The organism is Actinoplanes auranticolor, assembly GCF_018332655.1.
Lineage (GTDB): Bacteria > Actinomycetota > Actinomycetes > Mycobacteriales > Micromonosporaceae > Actinoplanes > Actinoplanes auranticolor.
Window position 1 is genome coordinate 248804 of the sequence record NZ_BOQL01000018.1, and the last position, 26431, is coordinate 275234.

A 26431-nucleotide genomic window follows, 5' to 3' on the forward strand; every position below is an offset into this window, starting at 1 on the left:
CGGTGGTGTGCTGTGCCCTGTGCGCCGTCACTTGTGCCGTGTGCTGGGCATGCGATGTGTGTCGGGGAATCGAACCCCCGCGCCTGCCCCCGGCGCGCCAGGCGTGAACCGGATCACCCGCCGGCTCTCGGGTTTGCGCACGCCTCCACGTCGGTTACCTGCTCCGCGTCGGTCAGTCGAGCAGATCGACCTCCCAGTTGACCCGCTGAATCAGCGTGTCCACCTCTCGAACCTGCCGGGCCAGATCGTCGGCCCGGCGGCGCAGCTCAGCGACCGGTAGCGCCGGGATCATCTTCAGCTCCGACCGCAGCTGCCGGTATCCGCGCTGGCCCTCACCGGCCGCGGCGTCAGCGGCGGACGTGACCATACTGTGGCGCAGGCGCAGGACGTCTCGCCGGGCGAGCGCGTCGGTCAGTGTGCCGCCCTCGATCGGTGTCGCGGCGTTGGTTCGGTTGATCCGCCTGATCAGCGACTCAAGCTCAGTGAGCACCTCGCCCGCCTCGGCGAGCAGGGACACGGCGTCCTCAGCCGGAGCCTCGCCTTCCTGGAAGCGCGCACTGCTGGTGATACGAGAACGGAGCTGTTCGGCACGGCGCGACGCATCTGCGCGCAGCGCGAGAGCTTCGGCAAGTTTCATAGGAGCAGTATGGCCATCCAAGATCGGCGTCGCCTCCGATTTCCATCGGCAGGAGCCTACGAGGCAGAGCCGATCGCCGCAGCAGACCGCACGGTGCGCGGCGTCCAGTGGCGGTTCGCCGCCATGTGAACTCAGAACCAGGTCCAGGGGCGAATCGTGCGCCACAACCGTCGTCGCCATCGCGTACGCCGAGGGTGGAGGAAGATCTCGATGTCCTCCAACGCGTCGGTCACCGTACCGGCCATATGGGGAATCGATCGAACGCGGTGAAGTGCTCCTCCTACGCGGGCTTCGTCCAGCTGCCGGTGAACTCGCGCCAGATGTCCCAGACACGTCGCCGCCAAGGAGCTGACCTGGGGGTCGTTGTGCTCGAGGAGTTGCAGATGCAGCTCCTGCAGCTCTTTCCAGTCGCCGCGGTCGTAGAGGGCGGTGCCGACCATGGCATTGAGAGCAGTCGGCAGGTCACCGCGATCCAGCGCGGCTCGAACCTCGGCCGGCGTGGCCGGTGGCGGATTCTGGAAGACGCGATGTTCATGAGACACCCACGCATCGTGCCATCCGCGAGTCGGCACGCTGTCGACGTCATGACGCGCGACTTGCGGCTACTTATCTACTAGTGGTACGACCGCAGCCCGGCCAGGCTTGGTCGAGGTGACCGGCGGAACGCTCTGTCTGCGGCTGTCCACCGCGGTTTGGTGTGACTCTCATCTGGCGTGCGGTTCGCCGGTCACCGCGGCGCGGAGAGGCTCAAGAGGGGACTGCCCAGCTCAAAGTAGCGTTGCCCTCCCGCCGACGTATCCGTCGGAACCGGGGAGGAACGACATGGCCCGAGTCGTCATCGGCGTGGACCCGCACAAGCGGTCCGCAACCATCGAGATCATCAACCACCGCGAGAAGCCCGTCGGCAAAGGCCGGTTCGGCACCGACCGCGACGGCTACCGGGCGATGCTCGCCGCCGGCCGCCAGCACACCGACCGCATCTGGGCGGTCGAAGGCTGCAGCGGCATCGGCCGACACGTCGCCCAGCGCCTGGTCACCGACGGCGAGACCGTCCTGGACGTGCCCGCCAAGCTGTCCGCCCGCGCCCGCGTGTTCGCCACCGGCCAAGGCCGCAAGACCGACCCGGTCGACGCCCACAGCGTCGCCGTCGCAGCGTTGCGAACCGAGGGCCTGCGCGAGGTCACCGTGGACGACACCACGGTGGCACTGCGGCTGCTCGTCGACCGACGCGAACTGCTCGGCCGAACCCGCACCGAAACCGTCAGCCGCCTGCATCATCTACTGCTCGAGCTGGTGCCCGGCGGGGCGAAGAAGTTCTTGAGCACGCAGCAGGCCCGCGCGCTTCTCAACACCGTCAGGCCGCGTGACGTGGTCGGCAAGACCCGCCGCTGGCTGGCCTCCGAGCTGATCCACGAACTCGCCGTCATCGACAAGAAAATCAAGATCGCTGATGCCGAGCTCACCGAACTGGTCAAGACGACCGGCAGCACCCTGCAGGAACTCACCGGCATCGGCCCGTCCGGATCCGCACGCCTGCTCGGCGACATCGGTGACATCAGCCGCTTCACCAGCCGCGGGCACTTCGCGTCCTGGAACGGCACCGCCCCCATCGACGCGTCCTCCGGCGACCAGAACCGCCACCGCTTGTCGAGGGCCGGGAACCGGCGCATCAACCGCGTCCTGCACATCATGGCCGTCGTCCAACTCCGCCGCGACACCGAAGGCCGCCGCTACTACCGGCGCAAACTCGCCGAAGGCAAGACCACGATGGAGGCCATGCGGGCTCTGAAGCGGCGTCTCTCCGACGTGGTCTACCGGCAGATGGCCGCTGACGCCAAGCGGCTCAGGACGGGCCCGGGAGGACACGTGGGGGCGACTCTGCAATCCAGCGCGGCCGACCCGAACCCCATGATCGGCACTTCGGAGAAGTCACTTCCCGGACCCGCCGAACCCACCCTAGAACACCGCTTCTCAGCGTCTCTTGACACAGAGGGGTGCCAGATGAGTACATCGTCAGCTCAGAGCTTGCGGCGGATAGCGAAGAACGCAGGGCGGGACTCGTCATAGGCGAAGCCGGCCAGGCACGTCAGGAAGACGTAAGCGGAACCAGCGAAGGCACCAAGAGCAGCAAGTCGTCAGGGAGCGTCGCCGCCCACTGTGCGAGATCGCCGGTGATGCGCCGAAGCTCCATGCGATCAACTAGCGCCCCGAGCCCCATGATTAGCAGCTGGGCCGGGTCGCCCGGGTCGCCGATCGTCTCGTAGCGGATATCGACACTGCCGACTCGAACATCAGGCACGGAACGAGAGTTTAGTTCTGGCTTATATAAGCACCGCCTGATAGCGTACGCGCATGCACGCCTTTGATGTGCTCGGCGACCCGGTGCGCCGACGGATCCTGGAGCTGCTCGCCGACGGCGAGCAGAGTTCGGGCGCGATCACCGGCATCATCCGGGCCGAATTCGGCATCTCCCAGCCCGCCGTGTCCCAGCACCTGAAAGTCCTGCGGGACAACGGGTTCGCGACCGTGCGCCCGGACGGCGCACGCCGCCTCTATGCCGTGGACGACACCGCGCTGCGCGAGGCGGACGCCTGGCTGAGCCGGTTCCGGCGGTTCTGGACACCACATCTCGCCGCCCTCGCCACCGAGGTGGCGCGCGGAAAAAGACAGCGACGACTAGCGAACGAGGAAGACAACCGATGATCGACAACGACAAGCACGTCAGCTCCGTACGCCGCGAGCTCGGCAACCGACCGGTCGAGGACGGCGAGGCGATCGTGGGCACGATCAGCCAGCTCTACCCCACCGACGTCGCCGACCTGTGGGACGCGGTGACCAACCCGGAGCGCATCGTCCGGTGGTTCGCCCCGGTCGCCGGCGAGTTCAAGGAGGGCGGCAGCTACCAGATCACCGGCAACGCCAGCGGCACGATCAGCAACTGCGACAAGCCCCGCGGCTACGACCTGACCTGGGAGTTCGGCGGCCAGACCAGCTGGGTCGAGGTGCGGCTCATCCCCGAAGGCGACGGCACCCGGTTCCAGCTCGAGCACATCGCGCAGGTGCCCGGCGAGTTCTGGGAGCAGTTCGGCCCGGGCGCCACCGGCGTCGGCTGGGACCTGGCGCTGCTCGGCCTGGCCCGGCACCTCGCCGACCCGGCCGCCGTGCCGGACCCGGACGTGATCGCCACCTGGCACGAGACCGCCGAAGGCCAGGCGTTCCTGCGAGCCAGTGCCGACGGGTGGGGCGCGGCCGCGGCCGGCCACGGCGTCGAGCCGGAGCTGGCCAAGGCACAGGCCGAGCGGACCTACAAGTTCTACACCGGACAGGAGTGACCGCACCCGGCCGGGCGGGGTGACGACCCGCCCGGCCGGTGTGTCAATTGCCGACGCCCAGGCCCGCCAGGAAGGCGGCCGGATAGCGGTCGCCACGCGCCGACCGGCCGGCACCGCCTTCTCGATCTCGGCGAGGTCGCCGGCGGTGAGGTGCAGCTCCACCGCGGGCGGCACCTCGGCCAGCCGGGTGCGGGTGCGGGCGCCGACCAGCGGCACGATGTCCGCCCCTGCGCGGCCACCCCAGGCGATCGCCAGCTGGGCGACCGTGCAGCCCTCCGCCTCGGCGACCCGGCGCAGCGCGTCGACGAACGTGAGGTTGTGCTCGGCGTTGCCGCCGGCGAAGCGCGGGCGAAGCCCCGCATGCCCGGCGCAGCACCGGCGCCGGCGTTCCAGCGCCCCGAGGTCAGGCCCCGGCTCGGCACGCCGTACGCGGTCAGCCCGATGCCCAGCTCCCGCACATGGGCAGCACGTCCGCCTACACCCGCACGCGACAATCAGCGAATTGGTGCGCGCTCTATCTGCGGCAGAAGAGGACGTACGACGGAACCATGACCGCGAGAGACGAGATTTCTTGCTGCGCTACCGACTATCGAGGCTCTGAGCGCGGACGGCTCGTTCAGTCCCCAAGATGTGGTAGACGAACTGCGCCGGCGCGGAAGCACTCACGCGGAGTCAACAATACGAACCCATGTGGTGAGCCGGATGTGCGGCAACGCCCCCGACAACCATGCCCGTACCTACGACGACCTACGCCGTGTGTCGGACGGCCGCTATCGGCGCACGTAGTTGGCCGTGCGGTTGCAGATCGCGCGTTCTCCGCGGCATGAGCGGGCGATTCAGTCCCGTCCAGGATTGATCGGGTGGCGACGAGCCCACTCCTCGATCCCCTGCCAGTACGCGGCAGCAGAATCTCGGCCTGGGCGCGGAACGGCGAGCGCACGAGCCACCTCGCTGCCGGGAGCGAGGTCCCAGCCCACAAGTGTTGCGAGTGCGTTGACGATCGCCTCGCGCGCGGAGTCATCGGACTCCACGACAAGCGCATCGACGAGAGCGCGCGTGATCCGATCCGCTTGCGGCGCTGTATAGGAGTGCCGCCCCCAATCGGAGACTCCATCGGTGGCATCGTCGGCGGCCAAGGCGCGGGCTGCGCTGTCAGCCGAGCGAAGTCGTGCAGCGTAGGCCTCGACGTCAGCGTCGTTGTACATGGAAGGACTCTAGATCTGACGGACTGACTCCGGCACTCAGTGCACGCCTATCGGCAGGTACGGCCGTCAGGCAAAACAGCACCCGTTCACTGGCTGTTACGACGCTCGCGGGCCAGCGCGCTCTGTCGGCGGCAGATGAGTTAGCCGCACTGCCAGAGAAATCTGCCTTCGGCGCCGTCTGGCGAAACGAAGATGTAGCCGATTCCGGCGTCGCCGAAGTTATGGAAACGGTCGGTAAGCTGTCCGATTAGCTGCCAGCCCGGCCCAGGCGTCTCGTCACCCTGCAGCCACACCGGCTCGCCGCCCAGGAACTCCAACGCTTCCTCGTCGCCGTGGACCTGCTGATTCACAGGTAGGTGATCCTCCACGGGCCAGGACGGACCCTCGCTAATGTCAGTCACAGCGAAGAAGGCTGGAACCGATCCCTCAGGCTGAACGATCACGGCGTTCTCGCCACCCTCAGGCTCCCAGGTGCCATCGACGTACTCGTCGCCGGCAGTCATGAACAGGTAGGCCATGCGGAGCTCGCCATCAGTATCGAGGCGGAACTGGCCGATGAACGTCATCGGCTCGCCGAGCGAACGCGACACCGGCCACTGCGGAGCTTGCAGCCACACCGGCTGTCCGCCCATCTTGGTGACCGGCACGCCGGTCACCTCGCTGCTCCGCTCGAATCGAACTGGACGACGCATGCTCGGAACTCCTCGTACAGCGGCGGTAGGTCAGGTCTGCTGGAGCTTATGGGACCTCTACGACAGACATGAACCGGTACAAGCCCGTAGACGCTGCTAGCGCGCCCGGTCGGCGGCAGATGAGGACGTCACGCGACGGTATTCTTCCGCCGTGCCGAATCGCTTCTACCGCCGTCGTTGGGACCAGTCCCGAGGCGATGAGTTCGACGGCTGGGGTCAGTCGGTCTGGTTCTTCGAGGCCGGCGATTACGGCTGGCCCGTTCGCCAGGTCGAGGTCTATGACGCTGGCCGCATTCTGCGATATGGCCCCAGCCACCAAGAGGACCGCTACGGCGGTCTCAGCGAAGCGAGCCTCTACGACTCCGGTGATGAGTGGAGCGGCTTCGAGATCACGAAAGCCGAGTTCGAGCGCGTGTGGAACTCGGGCACAGAGTGATGGCCGCGCCGTGCACCGGTGCCCGGGCCGCGGATGCTATAGATGCGTGCACGCGCATCCTCGGGACGATCGGCCAGGAGCGCTGGGTCAGCCCCGCTATCCTACGCACCGCGTTCAAATCGACACTATCGTCAGCACGACTTGAGGATCGAGTCCGGCAACGGGGGGCCTCCGAGTCTGCCGCGAGCGAGCCAGGGAGGAGGCTTACGACGTGACCGCCATCCCGTTGCAACTGACCGCCCGACAATGGGCCACCATCGACGCCGCCATGGACAACGCCGCCCATAACGCCCGTGACTCCTTTGAGGATCCCGAGCCCGCCCACGCCATCCGCGAAGCGGGCTGGCAGCAGGTGCCGTGGGTCGGCCAAGACCGCCAATGGCCGCCAATGGACCAGGTCCTCACCATCAGCCTTCGCCGTGACCAATGGCAGCTCGCCCTAGACGTGCTCGCCGCCGACGACCCGATCTACAAAGATCTCGGCGACCTCGAAAGCCTCCACCTCGGCCGCGACGCCCGTGAAGCGGTCGGCCGACAACTTCTGCCGTAACAGCAGAGCAGCGCCTCGCGGGGATGGCTGCTCGGGCGCCTCGTCGCCCGCCACTGCGGCGGCCGGCGACGAGGGCGGGGGTCGGCGGAGGGAGGGTCCGCGCGGAGGGAGGGTCCGCAGGGTAATGACGGTGTCGGTCATGCCGCGTTGCCTTGCCTCGCCTCGCCCGGCAAACAACGCCGATCACCTGCGGCCTTCAGGCTCTTCGCATAGCACGTTCCGAGTGACTGCCTCTACCGGCTGAAGTGTCCTGCTGCAGCAGACAGCGCCGGTCGAACTGAGGGAGTCGATCCGCCCGCTATCAGCGGTAGATCCGCGTGCCTGCCCCGGTCACGCAACTCGAACGTGGGTCAACAAAGCCGGAACCAAGACCACGTCGGCCGGCTCACCTGCACGCAACGTCGGTCCGGCGATGTTCAGATTTGGGATGATCCAGACGTGAAGGGCATGCGGAACCAAGTCAAGTACGCCGTCACGATGAAGATCGACGACTGGACGTACGTCGAGGGAACCATGGACAACGACGTCCAGTCGGCCCGGGACAGGGGGTGGCGCCAACACGGTAGGGGGCAGCGCCAGGAACCCTACTGGCGCGAACGCGCCAAGGTCGGCGAAACCGTCCAGAAGGCCGGTTGGCGTCAACTGCCCCGACCAGCAGAGTACGAGGAACTACAACGCTGGGGCGCATCCGGCCGGACGGTCTCCATAAAGCTCACCGGCCAGCAATGGTCCGTGGTCGTCTCGGCGTTGGAGCGCTGGGCGAACGTCGACGACGAGCTGGAGGACGCCGAGGGCGCCGGGCGCTCCCGTTCCATTGCCGCGATGGTCGAGAACCAGCTCGCACAGCAAGGCACACAGCTCGAACGACCACCTGATCGGCAGTCGTAGGAGCGCGTACCAACGGGAGCAGACTTTTGAAGCGGGGCACCTCTTGTGGTCTCCGTCAACTGGCTAGTTCCGTGCATCGCCTAGTACCGGGTGACGGCCACTGCCCCCGACGAATGCCGCCGTCGGGCCCGTCCGGACGGCGGCAGATCAGTGCGTTTGGCGGCCCGCCTTATCTCCTTCGGCTTGGAGGGCTCCAAGGAGATCCCACCGGTTACCGGCGATGTCGAGAAAGACTGCGACACGGCCGTACGGTTCGGTGCGCGGCTCACGAACGAACGTGACGCCGGCCATGGTCATCCTTTGATATGCGGCGTCGAAGTCATCGACGCGAAGGAAGAACCCGACTCGACCGGCTGCCTGGTCACCAACCGCTGCGGTTTGGCGTTCTCCGTCTGCACGAGCAAGGAGGATGCCTGTCTGTGCGCCGGGAGGGCGGATGACCACCCAGCGCTTGGGGCGCCCGTCATTGGTGAGCGCCGGAGAGTCCTCAACAAGATCGAACCCGAGTATGCCGGTGAAGAACTCGATGGCCGGGTCGTACTCATCGACGATCACTGCAACCAGGTCGATCTGCATCCCGGCAGCGTACGCATGGGGAGCACCGTCCTCGTCGCCGCGCGCGATCTCGGCGGCAGATCAGTGAGCGGCTGAGTAGCGACTGCCGCCGCTTCCGTCACGGATACGGGCATCCGGTAGACAGTCTCGGTGACCGTTGCACGCTTGAACATGAGCTGGACCATCACGAGTTCCGCCTGGGCTCGGTTTACCTGGAGGGCAGACGACTTCGAACTGGGGATCAGTACGTCTTATCTCGACAAGAGCCTGGACCAGCTTCTGCGCGCAGCGCTGGACCTGCAACTCGGATCGAGCTCTGCGATCGCTGGCATCTACGGCATGCCCGACGGCCACATGTTCCTGTTCGGTGGAGCGGCCGAGGATGTCTTCCTGCAAATTCTCTACCTGCCTGACCTCCAGCAGGACGACCCGTGGACTGGTGTGACTCGCGTCTGGGGCGAGCGGATACCCGTGGCGGCGTTCGTACAGGCCACTCTCCGCATTGCCCAGGAAGTCCTCGAGGAACATCCTGGAGCGGGCTACGGCGGCTTGTGGGAAGGACGTCCCTTCCCGCTGAAGGAACTATCACTATTGAGGCAGAGCTTTCAATAGGTGGATCACACCAAATGTCGGACCGGCGTCGAGGGTTCCATTCTTAGGCCTCATCCCCTCCGCGAGTCGCTACAAAATGTCCAGCAGCGTTTCGATCCGTGTGGCCAGAACCAGATCCATGGTGCCTTCGACGCGGACGCTGACCACTGCACTCCCCGGTGGCTGCGCCAACAGGATCAGCAGCGGGGGCGTGCCTGCCAGCGGGTAGTCGAACCAGCCGTCGGCTGCCTCGTCATTTGTGCCTTCGAGCGCCCCGGTGAGTGCCGCCTCGTCCAGATCGTCATAGGCGTAGCCGATGTAGGTGCTGATCTGCCGCAGCAACCGCACGAGGTGTTCCTCGCCCACCCAGCCACCGACCTGCGCCAAGCCGTCGAGAACTCTCCTGTCCTGCGGCCGCGCCCAAGCCGACAGCAGTTGTTCCACCTGCGGGTCGTAGGAGTCGAGTCCGAACGCGCCGGCCAGTGCAGGGAGCACACTGGTGTCTGCCCAGCCATAGGGCAGAGTCACCCCGACGAATCGATCGGCGAGGTCGGCGCGGCCCCATGGCTGCCGCGAACCCAGATCGTGATGCCACGGAGCGATCCTGTCGGCAAGGCCAGGCCAGCGGCGCAGCAGTTCGGCGCGGAAGGACAGCACTCTCTGATCCGGCAGGAGGTCACCGCCCTTTTCATCCGCGAGCCGTTCAGCCAGCCGACGAGGATTGCTGGCCGCCCCGGACGGCCAGAAGTACAGGTCGTAACTCACACGTGGCAGCGTAGCGACCCACCTGCCGGCACCCGGTTCTGACAGTCCAAGACGCTGGCCCGCCGATCGCCACCCCGGGTGCGACGGTACGTCGCCCGCCGGTGCACACGCTCGGCGGCATGACAGTGCGTTTCAGGTGCGCAGGTACTTGTCTTCGATGACCACCTCGGGGGTCACCTGAATGCGAACACGTCCCACGGCATCGGACGTGCCGTACTCCATGACCACCGCCGTGATGGTTCCGTTCCTTTCGACCCGCAAGAGGATTGCCTGCTCGCGATACAGGTCGACAATCACACTACCGGCCCTCCGGTGACGGACACGCACGCTGTCATCCGTGACGTCCCACGTCATGTGAAGCTCCTCAGCCTCGCCCGTCGGGATTCGGAGCTCCCTCACGTACTCGTCGCCCGAGACCTCCTCTGTCTGGGGCACCACACCGAAGGCGTCGAGCCATGCCGCGTCGTCGGCGACTTCGAGTCCAGGCACCTTCGCACCATAGAGGCACACGCCGACAGAACGCTCGTTCATTGACACCTCGGCAGCCGCCAACAGCGCGACACCGCGCGGCGGAGCGACCGGATTGCGGCATGAGAGGGCCCCTGCCTGAGCGCCGCCGACCACGGCTCAGATTGGCCTCGGACCCCTACTCATGTCCAAGATACCCACGAGGTTTCCGAACGGATCCTCAAGCACCGAGCACCTGCCAATTGCTACGTCGAACGGCGGCTCCCGGATGACGCACCCGGCCGACCGGGCCACCGCCACGGCGTTGGACACGTCGTCCACCAGATAGTGCACACTCGGATCGCCGGGCAGGTCCATCGTGTGTAGCACGATCTCCGCGTCGGTCTCCGGCATGCCCATACCGACTGAAACTCCATCGCGCCATAGCGGCCGGAGTCCGAACACGCGCGTATAAAACTCCACGGCAGGCGTCAAACCTGGAACGCGTACCATGACGCAATCGATCTTCCGAAACATGCCAACATTATGCACGGATGACGTATTCGCCCGGTGCACTGTCATCGGCATGACAATGCGCCGGAACCGCGGCGCCCGAGCAGTGGGCCCGCACCGAAGTCGTAGCGATGCCGATCGCGACAGCCGACGCGGTCGCTGGTGGTCCGGTCGCGTGATGGCTGCTAACGTCCCGGTGAAGCAGTGCGGGCGGAGATAGCGACGCACGCAACCGGCATCGGCCCGTCGCTGGACGGCGACGGTCGCATCGTCAGGATCTGGATGCCGGCGTCGGCCAGCTCGATCCCGGCCTCCAGCTCGATCAACCGATGACCGGCCCGGGCCAGGACTGGGCGTACGTCCTCGATCGTCAACGGAAGGCTCGGCATCAGGTCGATCCCGTCCAGCAGCACGCCGTCCCGCATGGTGACGAAGATGCGTTCGGTCAGGAGGTCGGGTCCGTACCGGACCACCAGGCGGTCTTCGGAGAACGTGTCCTCCACCGGCTCTCGGGAGCCGGGCGCGTGCTCCCAGCACAGACCACCGTTCAACCGGCGCCGGACATCGTCGCGGTGCTGTCCCAGCGTGATCGGGCCGATGCCGGTTCCCGGGGTGACGACGTAGGACGAGGGCGCCGGCTTCGCGTCCGTGCCGGCCGGGAAGAAGACGATCTCGCCGTGCATCTCGTGGCCCGGTCCGACCGCCGTGACTGCTTCGATCTCGGCGTCCGGTTCCGGAGACGGCGTGTACAGGGCGATCGCGCCGTCGGCCAGAATCCAGCCGGAGTCGTCTGGAGTGACCTCGATGCCCGCGGCGCGCAGGTCGTTCAGCACCGTCGTGACCTCGCCGCTGAGCTGGACGCCGCGGAAGTGCACGCCTTCCGGGTCCGGGATCTCGATCAGGTGGAGGCCCTCGTCGTCGGAACAGGTCAGCATGAGCATGCCGGCTTCGTACTGATCCGCGAGCTCCGATGTGGGGCTGCGCCGGAACGCCCGGTGCGGTCCGAGCAGCGCCTGCAGCTCCGTACGCGGGGTTCCGAACCGCAGCGGGCCGACTCCGGAACCGGGCTCGACTTCCCATGATCGCTCTGACACGCCCTGGATCGTACGCAGTCGCCGGTCCCCTGCCCTCGCTAGCATGGGCCGTTGTCCGGGGCACGGAGGGAGCACGGCGGTGAGCATCGATATCGCAGTGTGGGTGCCGGACGACGACGCGTACGCCGGTCGGAATGTTGTCGAAGACCCACCGGGCACCAGTACCGGAGCGGGCGGTGAACGCTCGCGCTACGAGCTGTGGGGTTCCGCCGCCGCCCGGCACCTCGGCGCCTGGTTCCTGCCGCAACTCGCGGACATCACCGAAGAGAACCGCGGCAACCTTCAGATCGCGCCCGGCCAGATCGACGCCTTCGCACAGGAATGCGCCCTCCTGGCCGAGAACGTCGAGCAGCTGTCCACCGCAACCGGATACCGCCCGGAGCGCGTCCTGAACTACCTGACCACCATGCGGCAGGCCGCGGAACGCGCGAAGGCAATCAACGGCGGCGTCATCATCTGGTAACGGCATCACCGGGTAGGAACTGTCTCCGGTTCCGGTGTCACCTCGCGGCGGTTGGCCCCGCATGCTCGTGGCGGTAACCGTGATCGGAACGCCCAGGATGAAGGCCAGCGAAGCGGCGTGGGCACGTCCGGTACTTGCGGCCAGACCGTGTGGGCCCAGTGCAGAATCAGCTTCACGCCGATGAACGCCAGGATGATGGCCAGGCCGTGGTTGAGGTGCCGGAGCCGGCTCAGCGCGTTGTGCAGCACGAAGTAGAGCGCCCGCAGGCCGAGCAGGGCGAAGGCGTTGGTGGCGAAGACGATGTACGGGTCGTCGGTGACGCCGTCAACGGCGGGGACGGAATCGGCCGCGAAGACGATGTCGGTCATGCCCACCGCGACCACCACGAGCGCCATCGGGGTCGGTGCCCGGCGGCCCGCCTGCCGGACGATGTCGACTGCCTGCTCGTGGCCCGAGATCGCGTCGCGCATCACCTTGCCCGCGGTGAGCAGCAGGACTGCGCCGAACAGCAGGAACGCCCAGCTACCTGCGCTGATCACGGCCGCGCCCACGGCGATGAAGACCGCCCGCAGGACGAGGGCGCCGACGATTCCGAACAGCAGGACCCGTTGCGTCAGGGCCGTCGGCACCGCGAACGCGGCCAGCAGCAGCATGAGGACGAACGGCAGGGCCAGGTAGAACACGGTCCAGGCGACCGCCTCGCGCATCGGCACGTCGTGTGGCCGGCGAGTGATGACGAAGTCGACAGCAAAACAGCGCCAGCAGCACGGCGATGGTGACGCTCCACAGCACGGCGGAGCCGATGGATTCGAGTTCTGAACCGGGCGGACCGTGAAGAAGTCAGGAGGTGCCGTCATGTTCCGGGATTTCTTGCTCCTCGTCCTGCTGTTGATCTCGATCGTGATCCGTGCGTTGGGCCCTCACATCCGGCAACGGTCATCCGCACCCGCGCCGGCGCACATACTGAGCGTTTCATCCTGCGTAACGGTTCGCTTCGAACGTGACGACCGCCGAACCCGGCTGCGTCCTACCATGGGCGCGTGTGGGAGCAGCGCGCGTCGACCGTCCCGGAGATCCGCACGGTGTGGCGCGCGTTCGTCGACGAGGCGGCCGACTATGTCGATGAGGCGAGCGAGCACTGGGGCCTGTCCTTCATCCGGCGCCCGGACGGCTCGCTGGCGGCGGAGCTGGCCGGGCCGCGGGTCAGGGGCCTGCCGATCCGCTCGCGGACCGGCGAGTCCTACTGGGGTGTCGAGCTCGCGGCGCACGTGGTGATCCCGGGGATCGACAAGGCGCTGCTGCGCGGTGCGATCGCCGAGCTGCCGGTCGTCGACGGGCGGGTGGCCATTCAGGGGCGCTGGTATCCGGTCCCGACGTGGGAGGAGCTGGAGTCGTTCGTCCTGCGGCTTGTTGCCGACGGCGTCATGGTTGTCGACGCCGACATCCGGCGGGCGCTCAGCGGCGACGATCGTGGGCTGTCCCGCCGGAGCTGGCAGCGCCGGTTCCGGTCGGTCACGGGCCTGCGCCGCAAGGAGATCGAGCGACTCGACCGGTCCCGGCGCGCCTACCGGCTTCTCAGCGAAGGGGTACCGCCGTCCGAGGTCGCCGTCGCGGCGGGCTACGCGGATCAGGCGCACCTGACGCGGGAGCTGCGGTGCATCCGGGGCGAGACGCCGGCGCGCATCCTCGCGGCGGCGGCCGGGTAGGTCGGCGTTTTTCTTCAAGACCTCCGGGTCGGTGGCCGGTCAGGGTGGAGGCACCGGACGGATCAGCCGCCGGCAGAAAGGGCGACCCATGACCACCACTGCGACCCCGGCCGGGTTCTCCACCGCGAATCCGTTCTTCATGACCCGCGATGCGGACGGGCTGATCGTCTTCCTCCGGGAGACCTTCGGCGGTACGGAGCACCTCGACGCCCGTACCGTCGACGTCGACGGCCTGCTGCTCCACGCCGAGCTCGAGATCGGCGGAACGACGCTGATGTTCGCCGAGCGCAAGCCGGACTGGCCGTTCCTGCCGCAGCTGACCCAGATCTACGTCGACGACGTCGAGGAGGTTCTCGCGCGGGCCGTGCAGCGCGGGGCGCGGGTGGTCACCCGGCCGACCGACTTCTTCGGCACCACCCTCTCCCGGATGATCGATCCGTGGGGGAACCTGTGGTGGGTGTACCGGCACGGTGAGGCGCCGGAGCTGGACTGGGAGTCCGCCGACGGGGCGACCGACGCCGGCCCCGCCGAGTGGACCGATCCCGATCTCGCGTATATCCACCGGACGATTCTCGAGGCGATGCCCACGCTCGGCACGGAATCCTAGAGCTCCCGTATTCGCTGGCGGGCGGCCCGCAGGATGCGGTAAGCACGTCGCATGACGACATCGGAGCCGCCGCCGTCGACCGTGGTGCAGCCGGGCGGCGGGCGCGTGGGCGACCTCGGCGACATCGGCGTGCACTTCAAGCTGTGGGGCGAGGACACCGGCGGCGCGCTGGCGATCGTCGAGCACCCCTTCCCGGTCGGCGCGCTGGTGGCGCCGCACCTGCACACCCGGGAGGACGAGTACTCGATCGTCACCGAGGGTGAGATCGGCTTCCGCTCGGGCGACCGGGAGGCGGTGCTCGGGCCCGGCGGCTACATCGCCAAGCCGCGCGGCGAGCTGCACGCGATGTGGAACGCGGGCGCGGTCCCGGCCCGGATGATCGAGATCATCAGCCCGGCCGGCTTCGAGCACTTCTTCCGCGAGGTGGCGGAGATCATCGCGGCCGGGCCGGCGGCGGCCGGGCAGGGCGGCGACCTCGCGGAGCGGTACGGCCTGCAGTTCGGCGAGCCGGACTGGCTGCCGGAGATCGTCGAACGATTCGGGCTCACCACCTAGGGCAACTGCACCGCCGGCCCGGTGACGCCCATACCATGAGGGCATGGGGTGGAGGCGGTGGGACGTAGCCGTCGTGGCGGGGGTGATCGTCCTCAACGTCGTCACCGTGCTGACCACGACCACCGGTGATGACCGCCCGCTGATGCCGCTGGGTTGGGCGCTGCTGATCGCCTCCTCTGCCGCGCTGCTGGCACGACATCGGTTCCCGGTCGCTGTTCTGATCGTCACGGCCGCGACCACGCTGACCTACTATCCGCTCGGCTTCCCGGACGCTCCGATCGTTCTGAACCTGGTCATTGCCCTCTACACGGTGGCCCGTGTCCGGGGGGTGCTGCTGTCGGTCGTCACTGCGGGCCTGCTCGCGGTGGCCGCGTCCGCGGCAGCCGAGGAACCGTTCCAGGTCGCGATCGGCGTCGTACCGGTCCTGCTGCTGCCGGTCGTGCTGGGTGAGCTCGCCCGGATCCGGGCCCGGCAGACCGCCCAGGCCGAGGAGCGGGCGAGGCTCGCGGAGGTGAATCTGGAGAGCGAGGCGCTGCGGCGGGCCGCGGAGGAGCGCCTGCGGATCGCCCGGGAGCTGCACGACGTCCTGGCCCATCAGGTCTCGCTGATCAACGTGCAGGCCGGCGCCGCCCTGCACACCCGTGAGCCGGATTCGGCGTTCGAGGCGCTGCGGACGATCCGGACGGCCAGCGGGGACGCTCTGCGGGAGATCCGGTCCGTCCTGGGGATGCTCCGCGACCCGATGCAGCCGGATCTGGCGGCCTTGCCCGAGCTCTTCACTCACGCCGAGACTGCCGGCCTGACCTTGCGGGTCAAGGTCGACCTGCCGCCGCCGGCCTTACCGCCGGCGGTGCAGCTCACCGCGTACCGGATCGTGCAGGAGGCCCTGACCAACGTGGTGCGTCATTCCTCAGCGGCCGCCGCCGACATCGACCTGCACCGGACCGGAACTTCAGTGGAGGTCTCCGTCGAGGACAGCGGCGGCACAGTGCAAGGGATCCAGGACGGCAACGGGATCCGCGGTATGGCCGAGCGGGTGGCCGCCATCGGCGGCGAGTTCCGCGCCGAGCCGCGGCCCGGCGGCGGCTTCCGCGTGCACGCCCGGCTGCCCGTCGCGCTCGACGGTAACGGCACGCCATGATCTCCCTCGCGCTGGCCGACGACCAGGCCCTGGTACGCGCGGGCTTCCGCTCGATCGTCGCCGGGGAACCGGACATGACCGTCGTCGGTGAGGCGTCCGACGGTGAGCAGGCCGTCCGCCTGGCCCGGCAGTTCCTCCCGCAGGTGATGCTGATGGACATCCGCATGCCCGGCGTGGACGGCCTCGCCGCCACCAGGGAGATCTGCTCGGACGGGACCCTGGCCGGCGTCAAGGTGGTCATCCTGACCACGTTCGAGTCCGACGCCTACGTCTACGGCGCGATCCGGGCCGGTGCCAGCGGGTTCCTGCTCAAGGACATCGAACCGGTCGAGCTCATCCACGCCGTACGGGTGGTTGCCCGGGGTGACGCCCTGCTGGCGCCGTCGGTCACCCGGCGCCTGATCGCCGAGATGGCGGCCCGCCTGAAGGAGCCACCGGCGCCGGCACCGGAATCACTGACTCCGCGGGAGCTGGAGATTCTCGATCTGGTCGCCGCCGGCCGGTCCAACGAGGAGATCGCGACCGTCCTGGCGATCAGCTACGCGACCGTCAAGACCCACGTCAGCCGGATCCTCGCCAAACTCGCCGTGCGGGACCGCGCGCAACTGGTGGTCTGGGCCTACGAATCCGGGCGCGCCGTGCCCGGCTGGCTCCCCTGATACATCCCGGGATGTACGCCGGCCGGGCGGGATACCTCCCGGGACGCATTTCCCGATGGGGGAAACAACCGATTACGGACCACCCGGAAACGTGTCACGGTGGTATTCGTGAAACGCAGGAATCTTCTTTCTCTGGCCGCCCTGTCCGCCGCCGGCACGTTTCTCGGCGGCTGTTCCCGGGGCGGAGGCAACACCGGTCTCGCCTTCACCAACCGGCTGCGAATTCCTCCGCTCGCGACATCGCAGACCGGCGCCGACGGAGCAAAACGGTTTGCGTTGACCTTGCTGCCCGGCGGCCGTTCGGAATTCCTCCCCGGCCGCATCACCATGAACACGTGGGGCATCAACGGCCCCTATCTCGGGCCCACCGTCCGCGCCGCCCGCGGCGACAAGGTACGGATGACCGTCACCAATCGGCTGCCCGAAACCAGCACGCTGCACTGGCACGGCATGCGCCTGCCCGCCCGCATGGACGGCGGCCCGCACCAGATGATCGAGCCCGGGGCCACCTGGACCCCCGAGTGGACCATCGACCAGCCGGCCACGACGGCATGGTTCCACCCGCATCTGCACGAGCGGACGGCCCTGCACGTCTACCGCGGCCTGGCCGGCCTGTTCCTCATCGACGACCCCGCCGGCCCACGCCTGCCCAGCAGGTACGGCGTCGACGACATCCCGCTGATCGTCCAGGACAAGAACCTCGACGACGACGGCAGCCTGCCCACCGGCGGGGTGGACGAGGGCACTTTCGGCCTGCTGGGCAACACCATCCTCGTCAACGGCACCTATGACCCGTTCCTCGAGGTGACCACGGAACTCGTCCGCTTCCGGCTGCTCAACGCCTCGAACGCGCGCGTCTACCGGGTGGGATTCGCCGACAACCGCACCTTCGACGTGGTGGCCGGCGACGCGGGCCCGCTGCCGGGCCCGGCCCCGGTCGATCGCGTCAAGATCAGCCCGGGCGAGCGGATCGAGTTCGTCGCGCGCTTCACCGCCGGCGAAACCGTCGTCCTGAACAGCCGCGGCGAACCCGAGAAAGCCGCCAACGACATCGAAGAAGACGATTTCGACCTGCTGAAAGTCGTCGCCGCGGGCCGGCTCGCACCCTCGGACCCGCTCCCGGCCACGCTCGGCGGCACCGCGACCGTGGCCGCGCCGGCCGGCGCCCGGACCCGGCGGTTCGCGCTCTCCGGATCCGAGATCAACGACAAAGACATGGACATGACCCGGATCGACGAGGTCGTCCCGGCCGGCGCGCTGGAGATCTGGGAGATCGACAACACCACGTACGCCCACAATTTCCACATCCACGAAGTCGCATTCCGGATCCTCGACATCAACGGCGCACCACCGCCGGCCTATCAGGCAGGCCCGAAGGACACGGTTTTCCTGGCCAAGAAGGCCAAGGCCCGCCTCCTCGTACAGTTCGGCGAGTTCGTGGATCCAGCGGCGCCGTACATGTATCACTGCCACCTGCTCCGGCACGAGGACAAAGGAATGATGGGCCAGTTCGTGATCGTCGAGCCGGGCTCGGAGGATCGCATCCCGCGCACCATTCCCGGCGGCCACGCCCACAACTGAAACGGCAATCGCGGCTTGGGCCAGGATGCTCTGCGGCACGCCGGCCTGCACATCTCACACGCGCCCCGCACCGAATCGATGCTGGCTATTCTTCGTCGGATTGCGTGACCGGCGAGGACGGGGGGTGAGCATGCGGGAAGAATCTCTGCAGGTCGGGAAAGTCCGATGGCTTCTCGCCGACGATCGCTTGAAACAGCGGCGATCTCGCCATTTCTTCGGCGAGCAACGACCAATCTCCGCGCTCATCGTCAGGGAAGCGATCGCCCACTCGCAATGCATGGTCAACAGCCCCGGCCATCTGGTCGGCTACTATGAGCGCGCGATCAAGATCCTCACCCGCGAGGTCCAGCGGCTTCCGCCGAAGGACGTAAGGCCGGAGGTCCGGCCGCTGGAAGAGCATGGCGAGGCCGGCATCGTAGCGTTCATTTGCATGATGAAATGCTTCGTACCTGCTGTACAAATTCGCTATGTGCACCTGCTTCTGCAACCTTCTCGTCTGCAGAGATGCAAAGTAGAGTGCGAAAACGACGCCGACCAGACTGAGCGTTTGGAGGATGGTCCCGATCATCGTCATCCAACCTGTCGCGACTCGGATCGACTATAATATCGGCCGCTGTCAACAGACGAATCGTCACCGCGCAGCAATTGCTACTACGGTTCAGTGGACACACCTCCCGGCGGATCCGCGTCTGTGGCCACGGCGTCAGATCATGCGGATCCGGTGCCGGGCGGCTCGGACCTCAACGCTCGGCGGCCTCACCGCGATCCAGCGCCGCGAGGGCCCGTCTTACCACGGCACCCGTGCCAGTCCGGCAACGGCGATGGCCCGTGGGACCACGCCCATGACTGAAACGGTCGTTCGACTCAACTGTCGGCGACAGCTTCATAGCTGTAGCCGCTGGTGGGCGCAAGGGTGAGGAGTCGATCGAGGACTGGTTCAGTGTTGGTGCCCCACATCTTCGACACCACCCAGGTTCTGGTCCCGTCGTGCAGGGGCGTCTCGAGGAACCATCGTCCGAGCCGTTTACGGGAACCGGGATAGGCGGTCATGAAGGCGGCTGCGAGCGCGTCTCCGGTGAGTGTTCCGTCAACGGGCAGGAACCGGGACCGAGGAATGACGGTCGCCAGCTCCGTGGCCGGGACGCCCGCCTGGTGAAGGGCAGTGACCAGGGCAAGGACAGCCCGTCGCTTACGCAATGGTTCGGTCCGGCCGGCCGGGGTGGTGATCTCGTAAGGGGTCCAATCCCTCGTGTCAGAACTGACCGCGCGCGCCTGGGTCTGCCGGCGCCGCAGCTGCACGGTGAGCTCACGGGCTTCGGGCAGGGGGATGACCTGCTGGACATCGAGGAGCAGACGGTTGTCGACCCTGTACGGCGTGAGCCGCACACACCGCACGTCCAGGCCGTATACGTCGTTGAGCCACAAGACCGTCGTGGTGATCTCACGGTCGAAACCACCCGCGACCAGCATGACGCGCACCTCGCGGCTGAGCACCGTCTCTTCGCCGCCGGCATCCTCCAGGAATTCGGCGAGCCGCGCGCGAGCTTCCTCGACACCGTCGGGCTCGACCTTCGCCAGGTAGAGCTCGTAGTGCTCAACGAGGTCCTCGAAGGTCATGACCGAAACCATCGCCGCGTACCGCAGCGCCTGTAGTTCGAGGTGCCCACCATCGGTGGTGCGCTTCAGCTCGATGACCACGAGATGCCCGGTACGGTCGACGCCGAGCAGATCGATCCGGCGGCGTGCGTCGGCGAACGCCCCGAACTCCTCCGAGACCACCATGACGTCCTCAACGATCATGTCCAGCCGTGCTCGCAGAAGCCGCTGGAGATCAGCACGCTCGAGCACCTGCTCGGCGGCGAACGTCGTCGACGGAACCGGAACCAACTCATCAGTGGTCATCTCGAACAGCGGCATCCGTACATCCTGGCGACCTCCCGCTTCCATGGGAAGCACAGAGCGACCCGTTCAGCACCCACTACGACGGAGCCGCGCGAAAACAGTGCTCACACCGCGGCAGAAGAGTGCGCTTGGGGCAGCAGGCTGTCGGCGCCTCTTCGCTTCAGGAAAGAGATGCCGAATCGCCGGACTGAATGGTGAACGTCGGGTCCGATTGCCGCCAGACGGGTGCGCGCGGGACGACGACAGTGGGGACATGACAAGCGATCTTGACGGCAGAGTGGCATTGGTGATCGGCGGGAGCCGGGGTATCGGCGCCGGCGTGGCGGCGCGGTTGGCCCAGGACGGCGCTGATGTGGTGCTGACCTTTCAGAACCGCGACGATCAGGCCGCGGTCGTGGTGAAGCAGATCGAGGGTTTCGGCCGTCGCGGTCTGGCGCTGCGGGTGGACAGTGCAGACCCGGAGGCGGTGACCACCGCGGTCGACCGTGCGGTGGACCGGTTCGGACGGCTGGACATCCTGGTCAACAACGCGGCGGTGTTCTTCGTCGGGCCGGTGGAGGAGCTCGGGCGGGAGGAGTTCGATCGCATGATCGCGGTCAACGTGCGGGCGCCGTTCCTCGCGTCGAAGGCCGCGGCCGGGCACATGGGGGACGGCGGTCGGATCATCACCATCGGCAGCAACATGGTGGAACGTACGGTGTTCCCGGGCTTCTCGCTGTACTCGATGAGCAAGACCGCTCTGGTCGGACTGACCAAGGGTCTCAGCCGGGACCTCGGCCCGCGCGGTATCACCGTCAATCTGGTCAACCCCGGCCCGATCGACACCGACATGAACCCGGCTGACGGCCCGGCCGCCGCCACGATCAGCGGCTTCACCGCGTTGGGCCGTTATGGAACGCCGGCCGAGATCGCCACCGCAGTCGCCTACCTCGCCGGTGACGGTGCCCGGTACGTCACCGGCGCGGTGATCAACGTCGACGGAGGGTTCTCTGTCTGACGGTCAGGCTTGGAGCGGACGGTCGCGGCCACTCCGGCCGTGACCGTCCCGCCACGCCCGCCTCAGCGCACCAGTTGCGGGAACGCCGAGCGCAGATCGGCGAAGAACTGCCGGTACCCGTCCTCGCCGTGCGCACTCCCGGCCGCCCACAACGCGTTCATCGCAGCCGACGGCCCGCCGGGCGGCCTCGCGCAGCGGTCGTCGGGCAGCCGATCGCCCCACCGCAGCCGGTCCTCCGCACGCCGGGATTCCGTTCTCCTGAGCGCCTTCGCCTCGGCCTTGCGACGCTTGCGCTCGGCCCGATCAGCGCCGGTGCCGGGTTGGCCCGGTGCCAGTAGGCGGCGATCTCGCACCCGGTAGTCGCCGGGCGGCAGCTCGACCGGGTACGCGTCACTCATCAGGCCGCCCAGCCACAGCTGCTTCGCCCGGTGCCGGAACGAGACCTCCCCGGCCTCCTCCGTTGAGCTGCAGGATTGCCGCCGACATTCGGACCTCCGTGGAGCAGTGTGGAGCCCGACTATCCGCCTACGGGGCGACGCTGCCGGTCAGGGCACGGCCGTAGCCTTCGACGGCCAGGTACGGGTTGAGCTGCGGGTGGCGGCTCGCGACCGACACGTCCAGCCAGAACCGGCGCAGCGCGTTGCTCGTCCGGAAACCGCTCGCGCCGTGCAGGTCGAGCATGCGTTCGAGTGCGGCCCGGCAGTCGGCGCCCGCGTCGGCGCGGTCCTGTTGCATGCGGCTGCTCTGCTCGTCGGTGATCGTGTTGTCCGCGTCGACGGCGGCGGCCAGCGCCAGCATGGTCCGTTCCGCTCTCCGGGTCAGCATGGCCGCCTCGGCCAGCCAGTGCCGCGCCCCGGGCGAGTCGCCCATCCGGGCGTACGAGGTGAAGAACGGCTTGCGGTCCGAGGCGAACATCGCCCGGACCACGTCGAGGGCACCGAAGGTCGCGCCCACGACCGGCGCGAGCACGCCGAGGCCCCAGAGCTGCAACGTCCTGGCGTCGGGCGGGTAGTGCAGCCGCGGGCCCGACATCACCCGCCGCGAGGGGATCAGCACGTTGTCGGCGACAACCGTGTGGCTTCCGGTCCCCCGCATGCCCGCCACATCCCAGGTGCGGTCGATGGTCAGGTCGGCCATGGGGACCACAGTGATGGCGAACGCGCCGTCGACCATGGCACCGAGGCTGGCCCAGCTGGCGTCCTCGCACCCGGACATGTACTCCCACCGACCGGTCAGCCGGACCCCGTCCGGGCCGGTCGTGCCTCGTCCGGCCGGCACGCCGGCTCCGCAGAAGAGCGCGTCCGGGTCGGCGAACACCTCCGCGAGAGTGTCGTCGGCGAAGTCACCGAAAGCCAGCATCTGCTTGCTGGTCATGCAGGTGCTGGCGACCCAGCCGGTGGACGTACAGCCTCGGGCGATGTCGGAGAGCAGGCGCACGATGGTGGTGGCGTCCTTGCCGGAGCCGCCGTAGGCGAGTGGTGTGCCCAGTCGGAACGCGCCCGCGGTCCGGACGGTTGCCAAGCCGGCCGCGGTGGGCCGCTTGCGCTGCTCGGTCGCTGCCGCGTTCTCCCGGAGAATGTCGATCACTCTGAAACCGTGCCAGCGACCAGTGGTGACGACCATAATCGTGTGGCCCTGCTTCATAACGCTGTGGCCCATTCGCCCGGATACGATCGCCCCGTGGACTCCATCAGCGAGGTGATCGGTGCCATCCATGCCGGGCGGCCGAGCGCGTCGCGGGTGCACATGTACGGCGCGTGGGGCATGCGCCTCCCCCGCATCCAGGGCATCGGCTTCCACGTGGTGCTGCACGGGGCCGGCTGGCTCGTGCCCGAGTCGGGCCGCCCGGTCCCCCTCCGGGCCGGCGACGTGGCGCTGGTGCCGTACGGGAAATCGCACGGCCTCAGCCACACCGACGAGGATGGGATCCACCGGCTCGCCCCGCTGGAACTGCCGACAGCGCGCCACGGGACCATGCCGGCGGATTTCGAGGTCATCCTGGGCTGCTACCGGCTGGACCACGGTCAGCTGCATCGCTTCCTGCGGGACCTGCCGCCGGTCATCGTCGCGCCGCTGGACCCGGAGCGGCATGTGCAGCGGCGAGCGCTGATCGACCTGCTCACGGCGGAGGTCTCGCAGGAGCTCCCCGGCACCGGGGTGACCAGGCCGGCGCTGGTTGATCTGGTCCTGGTCGACGCGCTCCGGCACGTCGCGGACCGGAGCGGGCCGGACGGGGGCGACACGGTCGCAGACCGAGGCATCGCCGCCGCGCTCAGGGAGATACACGCCGTACCCCAGCAGCAGTGGACCGTCCAGCGGCTGGGCGAGATCGCCGGCATGTCACGCAGCGTCTTCAAGCGGAGGTTCACCGCTCAGGTCGGCCGGCCCCCGATGACCTACCTGATCGACTGGCGGCTCAACCGCGGTGCGCGCCTGCTGCGCGAGACGAAGGCTCCGCTGGCGACGATCGCCCGCCAGGTGGGTTACTCCAGCGAGTACGCCTTCGCCAACGCCTTCCGCCGCAAGTTCGGCGTCGCACCAGGCCGGTTCCGCGCCCAGGTGACTGCGTAGGGATCACGCCGGCTCCACCGGCTCATCTGCTTGCCGGAGAAGGTTGTAGACGTGCATCGGAACGCGGAATTGCGTGTTCTCGTACGGTGCACGACTCCCGACCGCGGTGCCGGGGACGGCGGTGAGCGCGGCAAGGTGGTCGAGCTGGGCGGCGAGCGCCTCCGTGATCGGGTCGCCGGGCCCCCGGCATGGCGCCGCAGAGATCCCAGGGCAGGACGCGGCTCGGGGAGGGGTCGCGGATCGGCGGACAGGATGCGGTCGAGAATCTGGTACGTCGCGCCGGCTAGCTCACGAGGTCGGGGAACGTTCCGAAGGGTCCTACCGGGCCGCTGGACATCGTCAGCGGGATGACCCCGGACGGGATGCTCGGGAACGGCGGCCGGGATGGTGGCGCCGCGGTCATGCCCAGGGTGATGTGCGGGCGGTAGTTCCGGTCCACCTGGCCCAGCGGCGTGTGCCCGAGACCCAGGAACTTCTGGTGCAGCGCATCCAGTTCCGGACTCCGGACCATCTCCAGCCCGAAGTAGTAGCCGCCGGTCGGGACGTAGTAGTCGCCGGGCGGGACCACCGCGTACAGCAGGCCGATGATGAGCGCCTCGAAGGTGCGGCCCCGGTGGGGTGCCGTTGCCGCGACGATGCCCGCTGTCCGGTCCTCGGCACAGTCCATGTGCAGGACCGATACGTGCGGGGGTGCTTTCTCGCCGAGCAGCATGAGCGGCTCGTGACCGTCCCCGATCGCATGGGACAGCTCGATCAGCGACCGGGACGTCATCGCGTCCGGCCGTAGCACCACTCCGTAGGCCACGAGGGTCACTTCCTTTTCCGGGTGGGCTATCCAAGCGGGGGGCCCGGACGAAATGATGCCACGATGTCCATCGTCGAGGTTCAGGGTCTGCGCAAGACCTACGGTGCCGTGACCGCGGTCGACGACGTCAGCTTCACCGTGGCCGAGGGTGAGGTCTTCGGCATCCTCGGGCCGAACGGGGCCGGGAAGACCACCGCGGTGGAGTGCGTGGAAGGTCTGCGGACCGCTGACGCCGGCACGATCCGGGTGGCCGGGCTCGACCCGGTCCGCCAGCACGACGAGGTGACCCGGATCCTCGGGGTGCAGCTGCAGGAGAGCGAGCTGCAGGCCAAGCTGACCGTACGGGAGACGCTGGAGATGTACAGCGCCTTCTACGCCCGGCCGGCCGACTGGCGGCCGCTCGTCGCCCGGCTGGGCCTGGCGGAGCAGCTGGGCCGGCGGTTCGGCAAGCTTTCCGGCGGCCAGAAGCAGCGGCTGTTCATCGCGCTCAGCCTGCTGGGCAACCCCCGGATCGCCGTGTTCGACGAGCTGACCGCCGCGCTCGACCCCCGCGCGCGCCGCGAGACCTGGCAGCTGGTCCGCGACATCAACTCCTCGGGGGTGACCATTCTGCTGGTCACGCACTTCATGGAGGAGGCCCAGTACCTGTGCGACCGGGTCGCGGTCTTCGACCGGGGCCGGGTCGTGGCCCTCGGCACCCCGGACGCGCTGATCAGCGGCTCGGACAGCTCAGTGGTGATCTCCTTCCGGCCGTCGGAGCCGCTGCCGGCCGCCGCGCTGGAGTCGCTGCCGGGTGCGGTGTCGGTCGCCTACGAGGGGGCGAAGGTCATCGTCAGGGGCAACGACGAGACGGTCGACGCCGTGCTGGCCATGATCGGCCGGGAGCGCGTCACGGCGCGGGGGCTGCGCATCGTGGACGCCACCCTGGACGACGCGTTCCTGAGCATCACCGCCAAGACCGAGGCCGCGCAGGAGGGATCCTGACATGTCCGCGTCCACCGCTGTGCTGAAGGCCGAGAGCAGGCTGTTCGCCCGGGAGCCGGGCTCGCTGTTCTGGGTGCTCGCCTTCCCCTCGCTGCTGCTGCTCGCGATCGGCCTGATCCCGGCGTACCGGCAGGCCGATCCGAGCCTGGGCGGTAACCGGGTCATCGACGTCTACGTGCCGAGCGTCGTGCTCGTCGCCCTCATCACGGCGAGCGTGCTGTCCATGCCGGGCGCCCTGACCACCTACCGGGAGCGGGGCATCCTGCGCCGGATGCGGACGACCCCGGCCCGGCCGGCCCACCTGCTGATCGCCCAGCTGGTCCTGCACGCGGTGGCCGCGATGCTGGGCGCGGTGCTCGCCATCGTCGCCGGGCGCGTCGTCTGGGCCGTCGCGCTGCCGGAGCAGCTCCTCGCGTACGGGATCACCCTGCTGCTCGCCACGCTGGCCGGGCTGGCGACGGGCGCGGTGATCACGGCGCTGGCCCGGACCGCGAAGGCCGCCCAGGCGATCGGCCTGGCGGTGTTCTTCCCCTCGATGTTCGCGGCCGGCATCTACGTGCCGATCCAGGTGCTGCCGGACACGGTACGGCGGATCATCGAACTGCTCCCCTTCGGCGCGGCTGCCCAGGCTCTCAACCAGGCCGCGAGCGGCAGCTGGCCGGCGTGGACCCACCTGGCCGTGCTCGCCCTGTGGACAGTCGTCCTGATGGGCGTCGCGGCCCGCTGGTTCCGCTGGGAGTGACCGAGCGGGTGCG

At 68.2% G+C, this 26431-nt stretch carries 34 protein-coding genes and 2 pseudogenes; 19 read left to right on the forward strand and 17 right to left on the reverse strand.

The annotated features are described in order from the left end of the window. Positions 1-172: 172 nt before the first annotated feature. Together Aau02nite_RS10425 and Aau02nite_RS10430 are read right to left on the reverse strand one after the other, a co-directional pair. The gene (locus tag Aau02nite_RS10425) at positions 173-637 is read right to left on the reverse strand and encodes a DIP1984 family protein (protein ID WP_212988137.1); all 465 of its coding nucleotides are present in this window, start codon (positions 635-637) and stop codon (positions 173-175) included. A 131-nt stretch (positions 638-768) separates the two neighbouring features. Then, the gene (locus tag Aau02nite_RS10430; protein WP_212988138.1) at positions 769-1179 is read right to left on the reverse strand and encodes a hypothetical protein; all 411 of its coding nucleotides are present in this window, start codon (positions 1177-1179) and stop codon (positions 769-771) included. 301 nt (positions 1180-1480) lie between these two features. Between Aau02nite_RS10430 and Aau02nite_RS10435 the strand changes: the two genes are divergently transcribed. Next, positions 1481-2704: an IS110 family RNA-guided transposase gene (locus Aau02nite_RS10435; protein ID WP_246595036.1), complete on the forward strand. Its 1224-nt coding sequence runs from the start codon at positions 1481-1483 to the stop codon at positions 2702-2704. A 19-nt stretch (positions 2705-2723) separates the two neighbouring features. On the opposite strand, the gene Aau02nite_RS10440 is transcribed toward Aau02nite_RS10435, so the two are convergent. Beyond that, complete coding sequence (locus Aau02nite_RS10440; RefSeq protein ID WP_212988139.1) at positions 2724-2936, reverse strand: hypothetical protein; 213 nt, start codon at positions 2934-2936, stop codon at positions 2724-2726. Positions 2937-2989: 53 nt separating this feature from the next. Between Aau02nite_RS10440 and Aau02nite_RS10445 the strand changes: the two genes are divergently transcribed. Together Aau02nite_RS10445 and Aau02nite_RS10450 are read left to right on the forward strand one after the other, a co-directional pair. Continuing rightward, the gene (locus Aau02nite_RS10445; protein WP_212988140.1) at positions 2990-3340 is read left to right on the forward strand and encodes an ArsR/SmtB family transcription factor; all 351 of its coding nucleotides are present in this window, start codon (positions 2990-2992) and stop codon (positions 3338-3340) included. Continuing rightward, complete coding sequence (locus tag Aau02nite_RS10450) at positions 3337-3969, forward strand: SRPBCC family protein (RefSeq protein ID WP_212988141.1); 633 nt, start codon at positions 3337-3339, stop codon at positions 3967-3969. The genes Aau02nite_RS10445 and Aau02nite_RS10450 overlap by 4 nt, the downstream gene beginning before the upstream one ends. Positions 3970-4143: 174 nt before the next feature. Here the strand turns inward: Aau02nite_RS10450 and Aau02nite_RS46305 are convergent. Then, positions 4144-4467 (reverse strand): annotated as a pseudogene (locus Aau02nite_RS46305) (hypothetical protein); the annotation flags it as partial. Positions 4468-4566: 99 nt separating this feature from the next. On the opposite strand from Aau02nite_RS46305, the gene Aau02nite_RS48045 reads away from it, so the two are divergent. Then, positions 4567-4755: a DUF7669 domain-containing protein gene (locus Aau02nite_RS48045; RefSeq protein ID WP_438841122.1), complete on the forward strand. Its 189-nt coding sequence runs from the start codon at positions 4567-4569 to the stop codon at positions 4753-4755. A gap of 50 nt (positions 4756-4805) precedes the next feature. Here Aau02nite_RS48045 and Aau02nite_RS10460 read toward each other — a convergent pair whose 3' ends face one another. Beyond that, positions 4806-5174: a hypothetical protein gene (locus tag Aau02nite_RS10460; protein WP_212988142.1), complete on the reverse strand. Its 369-nt coding sequence runs from the start codon at positions 5172-5174 to the stop codon at positions 4806-4808. Positions 5175-5314: 140 nt separating this feature from the next. Further along, positions 5315-5821 (reverse strand): YwqG family protein, encoded by a 507-nt coding sequence (locus Aau02nite_RS10465; protein ID WP_246595037.1) that lies wholly within the window; start codon positions 5819-5821, stop codon positions 5315-5317. Positions 5822-6017: 196 nt separating this feature from the next. Here Aau02nite_RS10465 and Aau02nite_RS10470 point away from each other — a divergent pair, with 196 nt between their 5' ends. The 3 genes from Aau02nite_RS10470 (at position 6018) to Aau02nite_RS10480 (ending at position 7740) form a co-directional block, all read left to right on the forward strand. After that, entirely contained in the window at positions 6018-6302 is a 285-nt protein-coding gene (locus Aau02nite_RS10470) for a hypothetical protein (RefSeq protein WP_212988144.1), read from the forward strand. Positions 6303-6513: 211 nt separating this feature from the next. Next, complete coding sequence (locus Aau02nite_RS10475) at positions 6514-6852, forward strand: hypothetical protein (RefSeq protein WP_212988145.1); 339 nt, start codon at positions 6514-6516, stop codon at positions 6850-6852. Positions 6853-7290: 438 nt separating this feature from the next. Next, complete coding sequence (locus Aau02nite_RS10480) at positions 7291-7740, forward strand: hypothetical protein (RefSeq protein WP_212988146.1); 450 nt, start codon at positions 7291-7293, stop codon at positions 7738-7740. A gap of 147 nt (positions 7741-7887) precedes the next feature. On the opposite strand, the gene Aau02nite_RS10485 is transcribed toward Aau02nite_RS10480, so the two are convergent. Continuing rightward, entirely contained in the window at positions 7888-8316 is a 429-nt protein-coding gene (locus tag Aau02nite_RS10485; RefSeq protein WP_212988147.1) for a VOC family protein, read from the reverse strand. Positions 8317-8445: 129 nt separating this feature from the next. Between Aau02nite_RS10485 and Aau02nite_RS10490 the strand changes: the two genes are divergently transcribed. Next, positions 8446-8907, forward strand: coding sequence for a hypothetical protein (locus Aau02nite_RS10490; RefSeq protein ID WP_212988148.1), 462 nt, complete (start codon positions 8446-8448; stop codon positions 8905-8907). A 69-nt stretch (positions 8908-8976) separates the two neighbouring features. Here the strand turns inward: Aau02nite_RS10490 and Aau02nite_RS10495 are convergent, their stop codons facing one another. The 4 genes from Aau02nite_RS10495 to Aau02nite_RS46315 form a co-directional block, all read right to left on the reverse strand. Then, positions 8977-9651, reverse strand: coding sequence for a hypothetical protein (locus Aau02nite_RS10495; protein WP_212988149.1), 675 nt, complete (start codon positions 9649-9651; stop codon positions 8977-8979). A gap of 132 nt (positions 9652-9783) precedes the next feature. Beyond that, positions 9784-10140 (reverse strand): hypothetical protein, encoded by a 357-nt coding sequence (locus tag Aau02nite_RS10500; RefSeq protein WP_212988150.1) that lies wholly within the window; start codon positions 10138-10140, stop codon positions 9784-9786. A gap of 138 nt (positions 10141-10278) precedes the next feature. After that, complete coding sequence (locus Aau02nite_RS46310) at positions 10279-10635, reverse strand: VOC family protein (RefSeq protein ID WP_246595057.1); 357 nt, start codon at positions 10633-10635, stop codon at positions 10279-10281. Positions 10636-10796: 161 nt separating this feature from the next. Continuing rightward, on the reverse strand, positions 10797-11705 hold the full coding sequence (locus tag Aau02nite_RS46315; RefSeq protein WP_246595038.1) for a hypothetical protein: 909 nt from the start codon (positions 11703-11705) through the stop codon (positions 10797-10799). Positions 11706-11808: 103 nt separating this feature from the next. On the opposite strand from Aau02nite_RS46315, the gene Aau02nite_RS10510 reads away from it, so the two are divergent. Further along, the gene (locus Aau02nite_RS10510; protein WP_246595039.1) at positions 11809-12168 is read left to right on the forward strand and encodes a hypothetical protein; all 360 of its coding nucleotides are present in this window, start codon (positions 11809-11811) and stop codon (positions 12166-12168) included. 60 nt (positions 12169-12228) lie between these two features. Here the strand turns inward: Aau02nite_RS10510 and Aau02nite_RS10515 are convergent. Then, positions 12229-12972 (reverse strand): annotated as a pseudogene (locus Aau02nite_RS10515) (TerC family protein); the annotation flags it as partial. A 236-nt stretch (positions 12973-13208) separates the two neighbouring features. Here Aau02nite_RS10515 and Aau02nite_RS10520 point away from each other — a divergent pair. From Aau02nite_RS10520 to Aau02nite_RS10545, 6 genes are all read left to right on the forward strand, one after another. Further along, positions 13209-13874, forward strand: a complete 666-nt coding sequence (locus tag Aau02nite_RS10520; protein WP_212988151.1) for a helix-turn-helix domain-containing protein — start codon at positions 13209-13211, stop codon at positions 13872-13874. A gap of 88 nt (positions 13875-13962) precedes the next feature. Then, entirely contained in the window at positions 13963-14481 is a 519-nt protein-coding gene (locus Aau02nite_RS10525; protein WP_212988152.1) for a VOC family protein, read from the forward strand. 51 nt (positions 14482-14532) lie between these two features. Continuing rightward, positions 14533-15036: a cupin domain-containing protein gene (locus tag Aau02nite_RS10530; RefSeq protein ID WP_212988153.1), complete on the forward strand. Its 504-nt coding sequence runs from the start codon at positions 14533-14535 to the stop codon at positions 15034-15036. Between the two features lie 43 nt (positions 15037-15079). Continuing rightward, positions 15080-16177, forward strand: a complete 1098-nt coding sequence (locus Aau02nite_RS10535; RefSeq protein WP_212988154.1) for a sensor histidine kinase — start codon at positions 15080-15082, stop codon at positions 16175-16177. Further along, positions 16174-16836, forward strand: coding sequence for a response regulator (locus Aau02nite_RS10540; protein ID WP_212988155.1), 663 nt, complete (start codon positions 16174-16176; stop codon positions 16834-16836). Before Aau02nite_RS10535 ends, Aau02nite_RS10540 begins: the two co-directional genes overlap by 4 nt. A gap of 276 nt (positions 16837-17112) precedes the next feature. Continuing rightward, the gene (locus tag Aau02nite_RS10545) at positions 17113-18417 is read left to right on the forward strand and encodes a multicopper oxidase family protein (protein WP_212988156.1); all 1305 of its coding nucleotides are present in this window, start codon (positions 17113-17115) and stop codon (positions 18415-18417) included. A gap of 85 nt (positions 18418-18502) precedes the next feature. Here the strand turns inward: Aau02nite_RS10545 and Aau02nite_RS10550 are convergent, their stop codons facing one another. Next, the gene (locus Aau02nite_RS10550) at positions 18503-18985 is read right to left on the reverse strand and encodes a hypothetical protein (protein WP_212988157.1); all 483 of its coding nucleotides are present in this window, start codon (positions 18983-18985) and stop codon (positions 18503-18505) included. A gap of 296 nt (positions 18986-19281) precedes the next feature. Next, complete coding sequence (locus Aau02nite_RS10555; RefSeq protein ID WP_212988158.1) at positions 19282-20334, reverse strand: PDDEXK family nuclease; 1053 nt, start codon at positions 20332-20334, stop codon at positions 19282-19284. Between the two features lie 238 nt (positions 20335-20572). On the opposite strand from Aau02nite_RS10555, the gene Aau02nite_RS10560 reads away from it, so the two are divergent. After that, a complete protein-coding gene (locus Aau02nite_RS10560) occupies positions 20573-21316 on the forward strand; it encodes an SDR family NAD(P)-dependent oxidoreductase (RefSeq protein ID WP_212988159.1) in 744 nt (247 codons plus the stop codon). Positions 21317-21378: 62 nt separating this feature from the next. On the opposite strand, the gene Aau02nite_RS10565 is transcribed toward Aau02nite_RS10560, so the two are convergent. Next, entirely contained in the window at positions 21379-21714 is a 336-nt protein-coding gene (locus Aau02nite_RS10565; RefSeq protein ID WP_212988160.1) for a hypothetical protein, read from the reverse strand. A gap of 127 nt (positions 21715-21841) precedes the next feature. After that, positions 21842-22903 carry an acyl-CoA dehydrogenase family protein gene (locus Aau02nite_RS10570; RefSeq protein ID WP_246595040.1) on the reverse strand — a complete coding sequence of 354 codons (1062 nt, stop codon included), beginning with the start codon at positions 22901-22903 and terminating at the stop codon, positions 21842-21844. A 93-nt stretch (positions 22904-22996) separates the two neighbouring features. On the opposite strand from Aau02nite_RS10570, the gene Aau02nite_RS10575 reads away from it, so the two are divergent. Further along, positions 22997-23887, forward strand: a complete 891-nt coding sequence (locus tag Aau02nite_RS10575; RefSeq protein WP_212988162.1) for an AraC family transcriptional regulator — start codon at positions 22997-22999, stop codon at positions 23885-23887. Positions 23888-24170: 283 nt separating this feature from the next. Here Aau02nite_RS10575 and Aau02nite_RS10580 read toward each other — a convergent pair whose 3' ends face one another. Next, the gene (locus Aau02nite_RS10580; protein WP_212988163.1) at positions 24171-24692 is read right to left on the reverse strand and encodes a 2'-5' RNA ligase family protein; all 522 of its coding nucleotides are present in this window, start codon (positions 24690-24692) and stop codon (positions 24171-24173) included. Between the two features lie 63 nt (positions 24693-24755). On the opposite strand from Aau02nite_RS10580, the gene Aau02nite_RS10585 reads away from it, so the two are divergent. Beyond that, entirely contained in the window at positions 24756-25676 is a 921-nt protein-coding gene (locus Aau02nite_RS10585; protein ID WP_212988164.1) for an ABC transporter ATP-binding protein, read from the forward strand. 1 nt (position 25677) lies between these two features. Then, the gene (locus Aau02nite_RS10590) at positions 25678-26418 is read left to right on the forward strand and encodes an ABC transporter permease (protein ID WP_212988165.1); all 741 of its coding nucleotides are present in this window, start codon (positions 25678-25680) and stop codon (positions 26416-26418) included. Positions 26419-26431 lie beyond the last annotated feature (13 nt).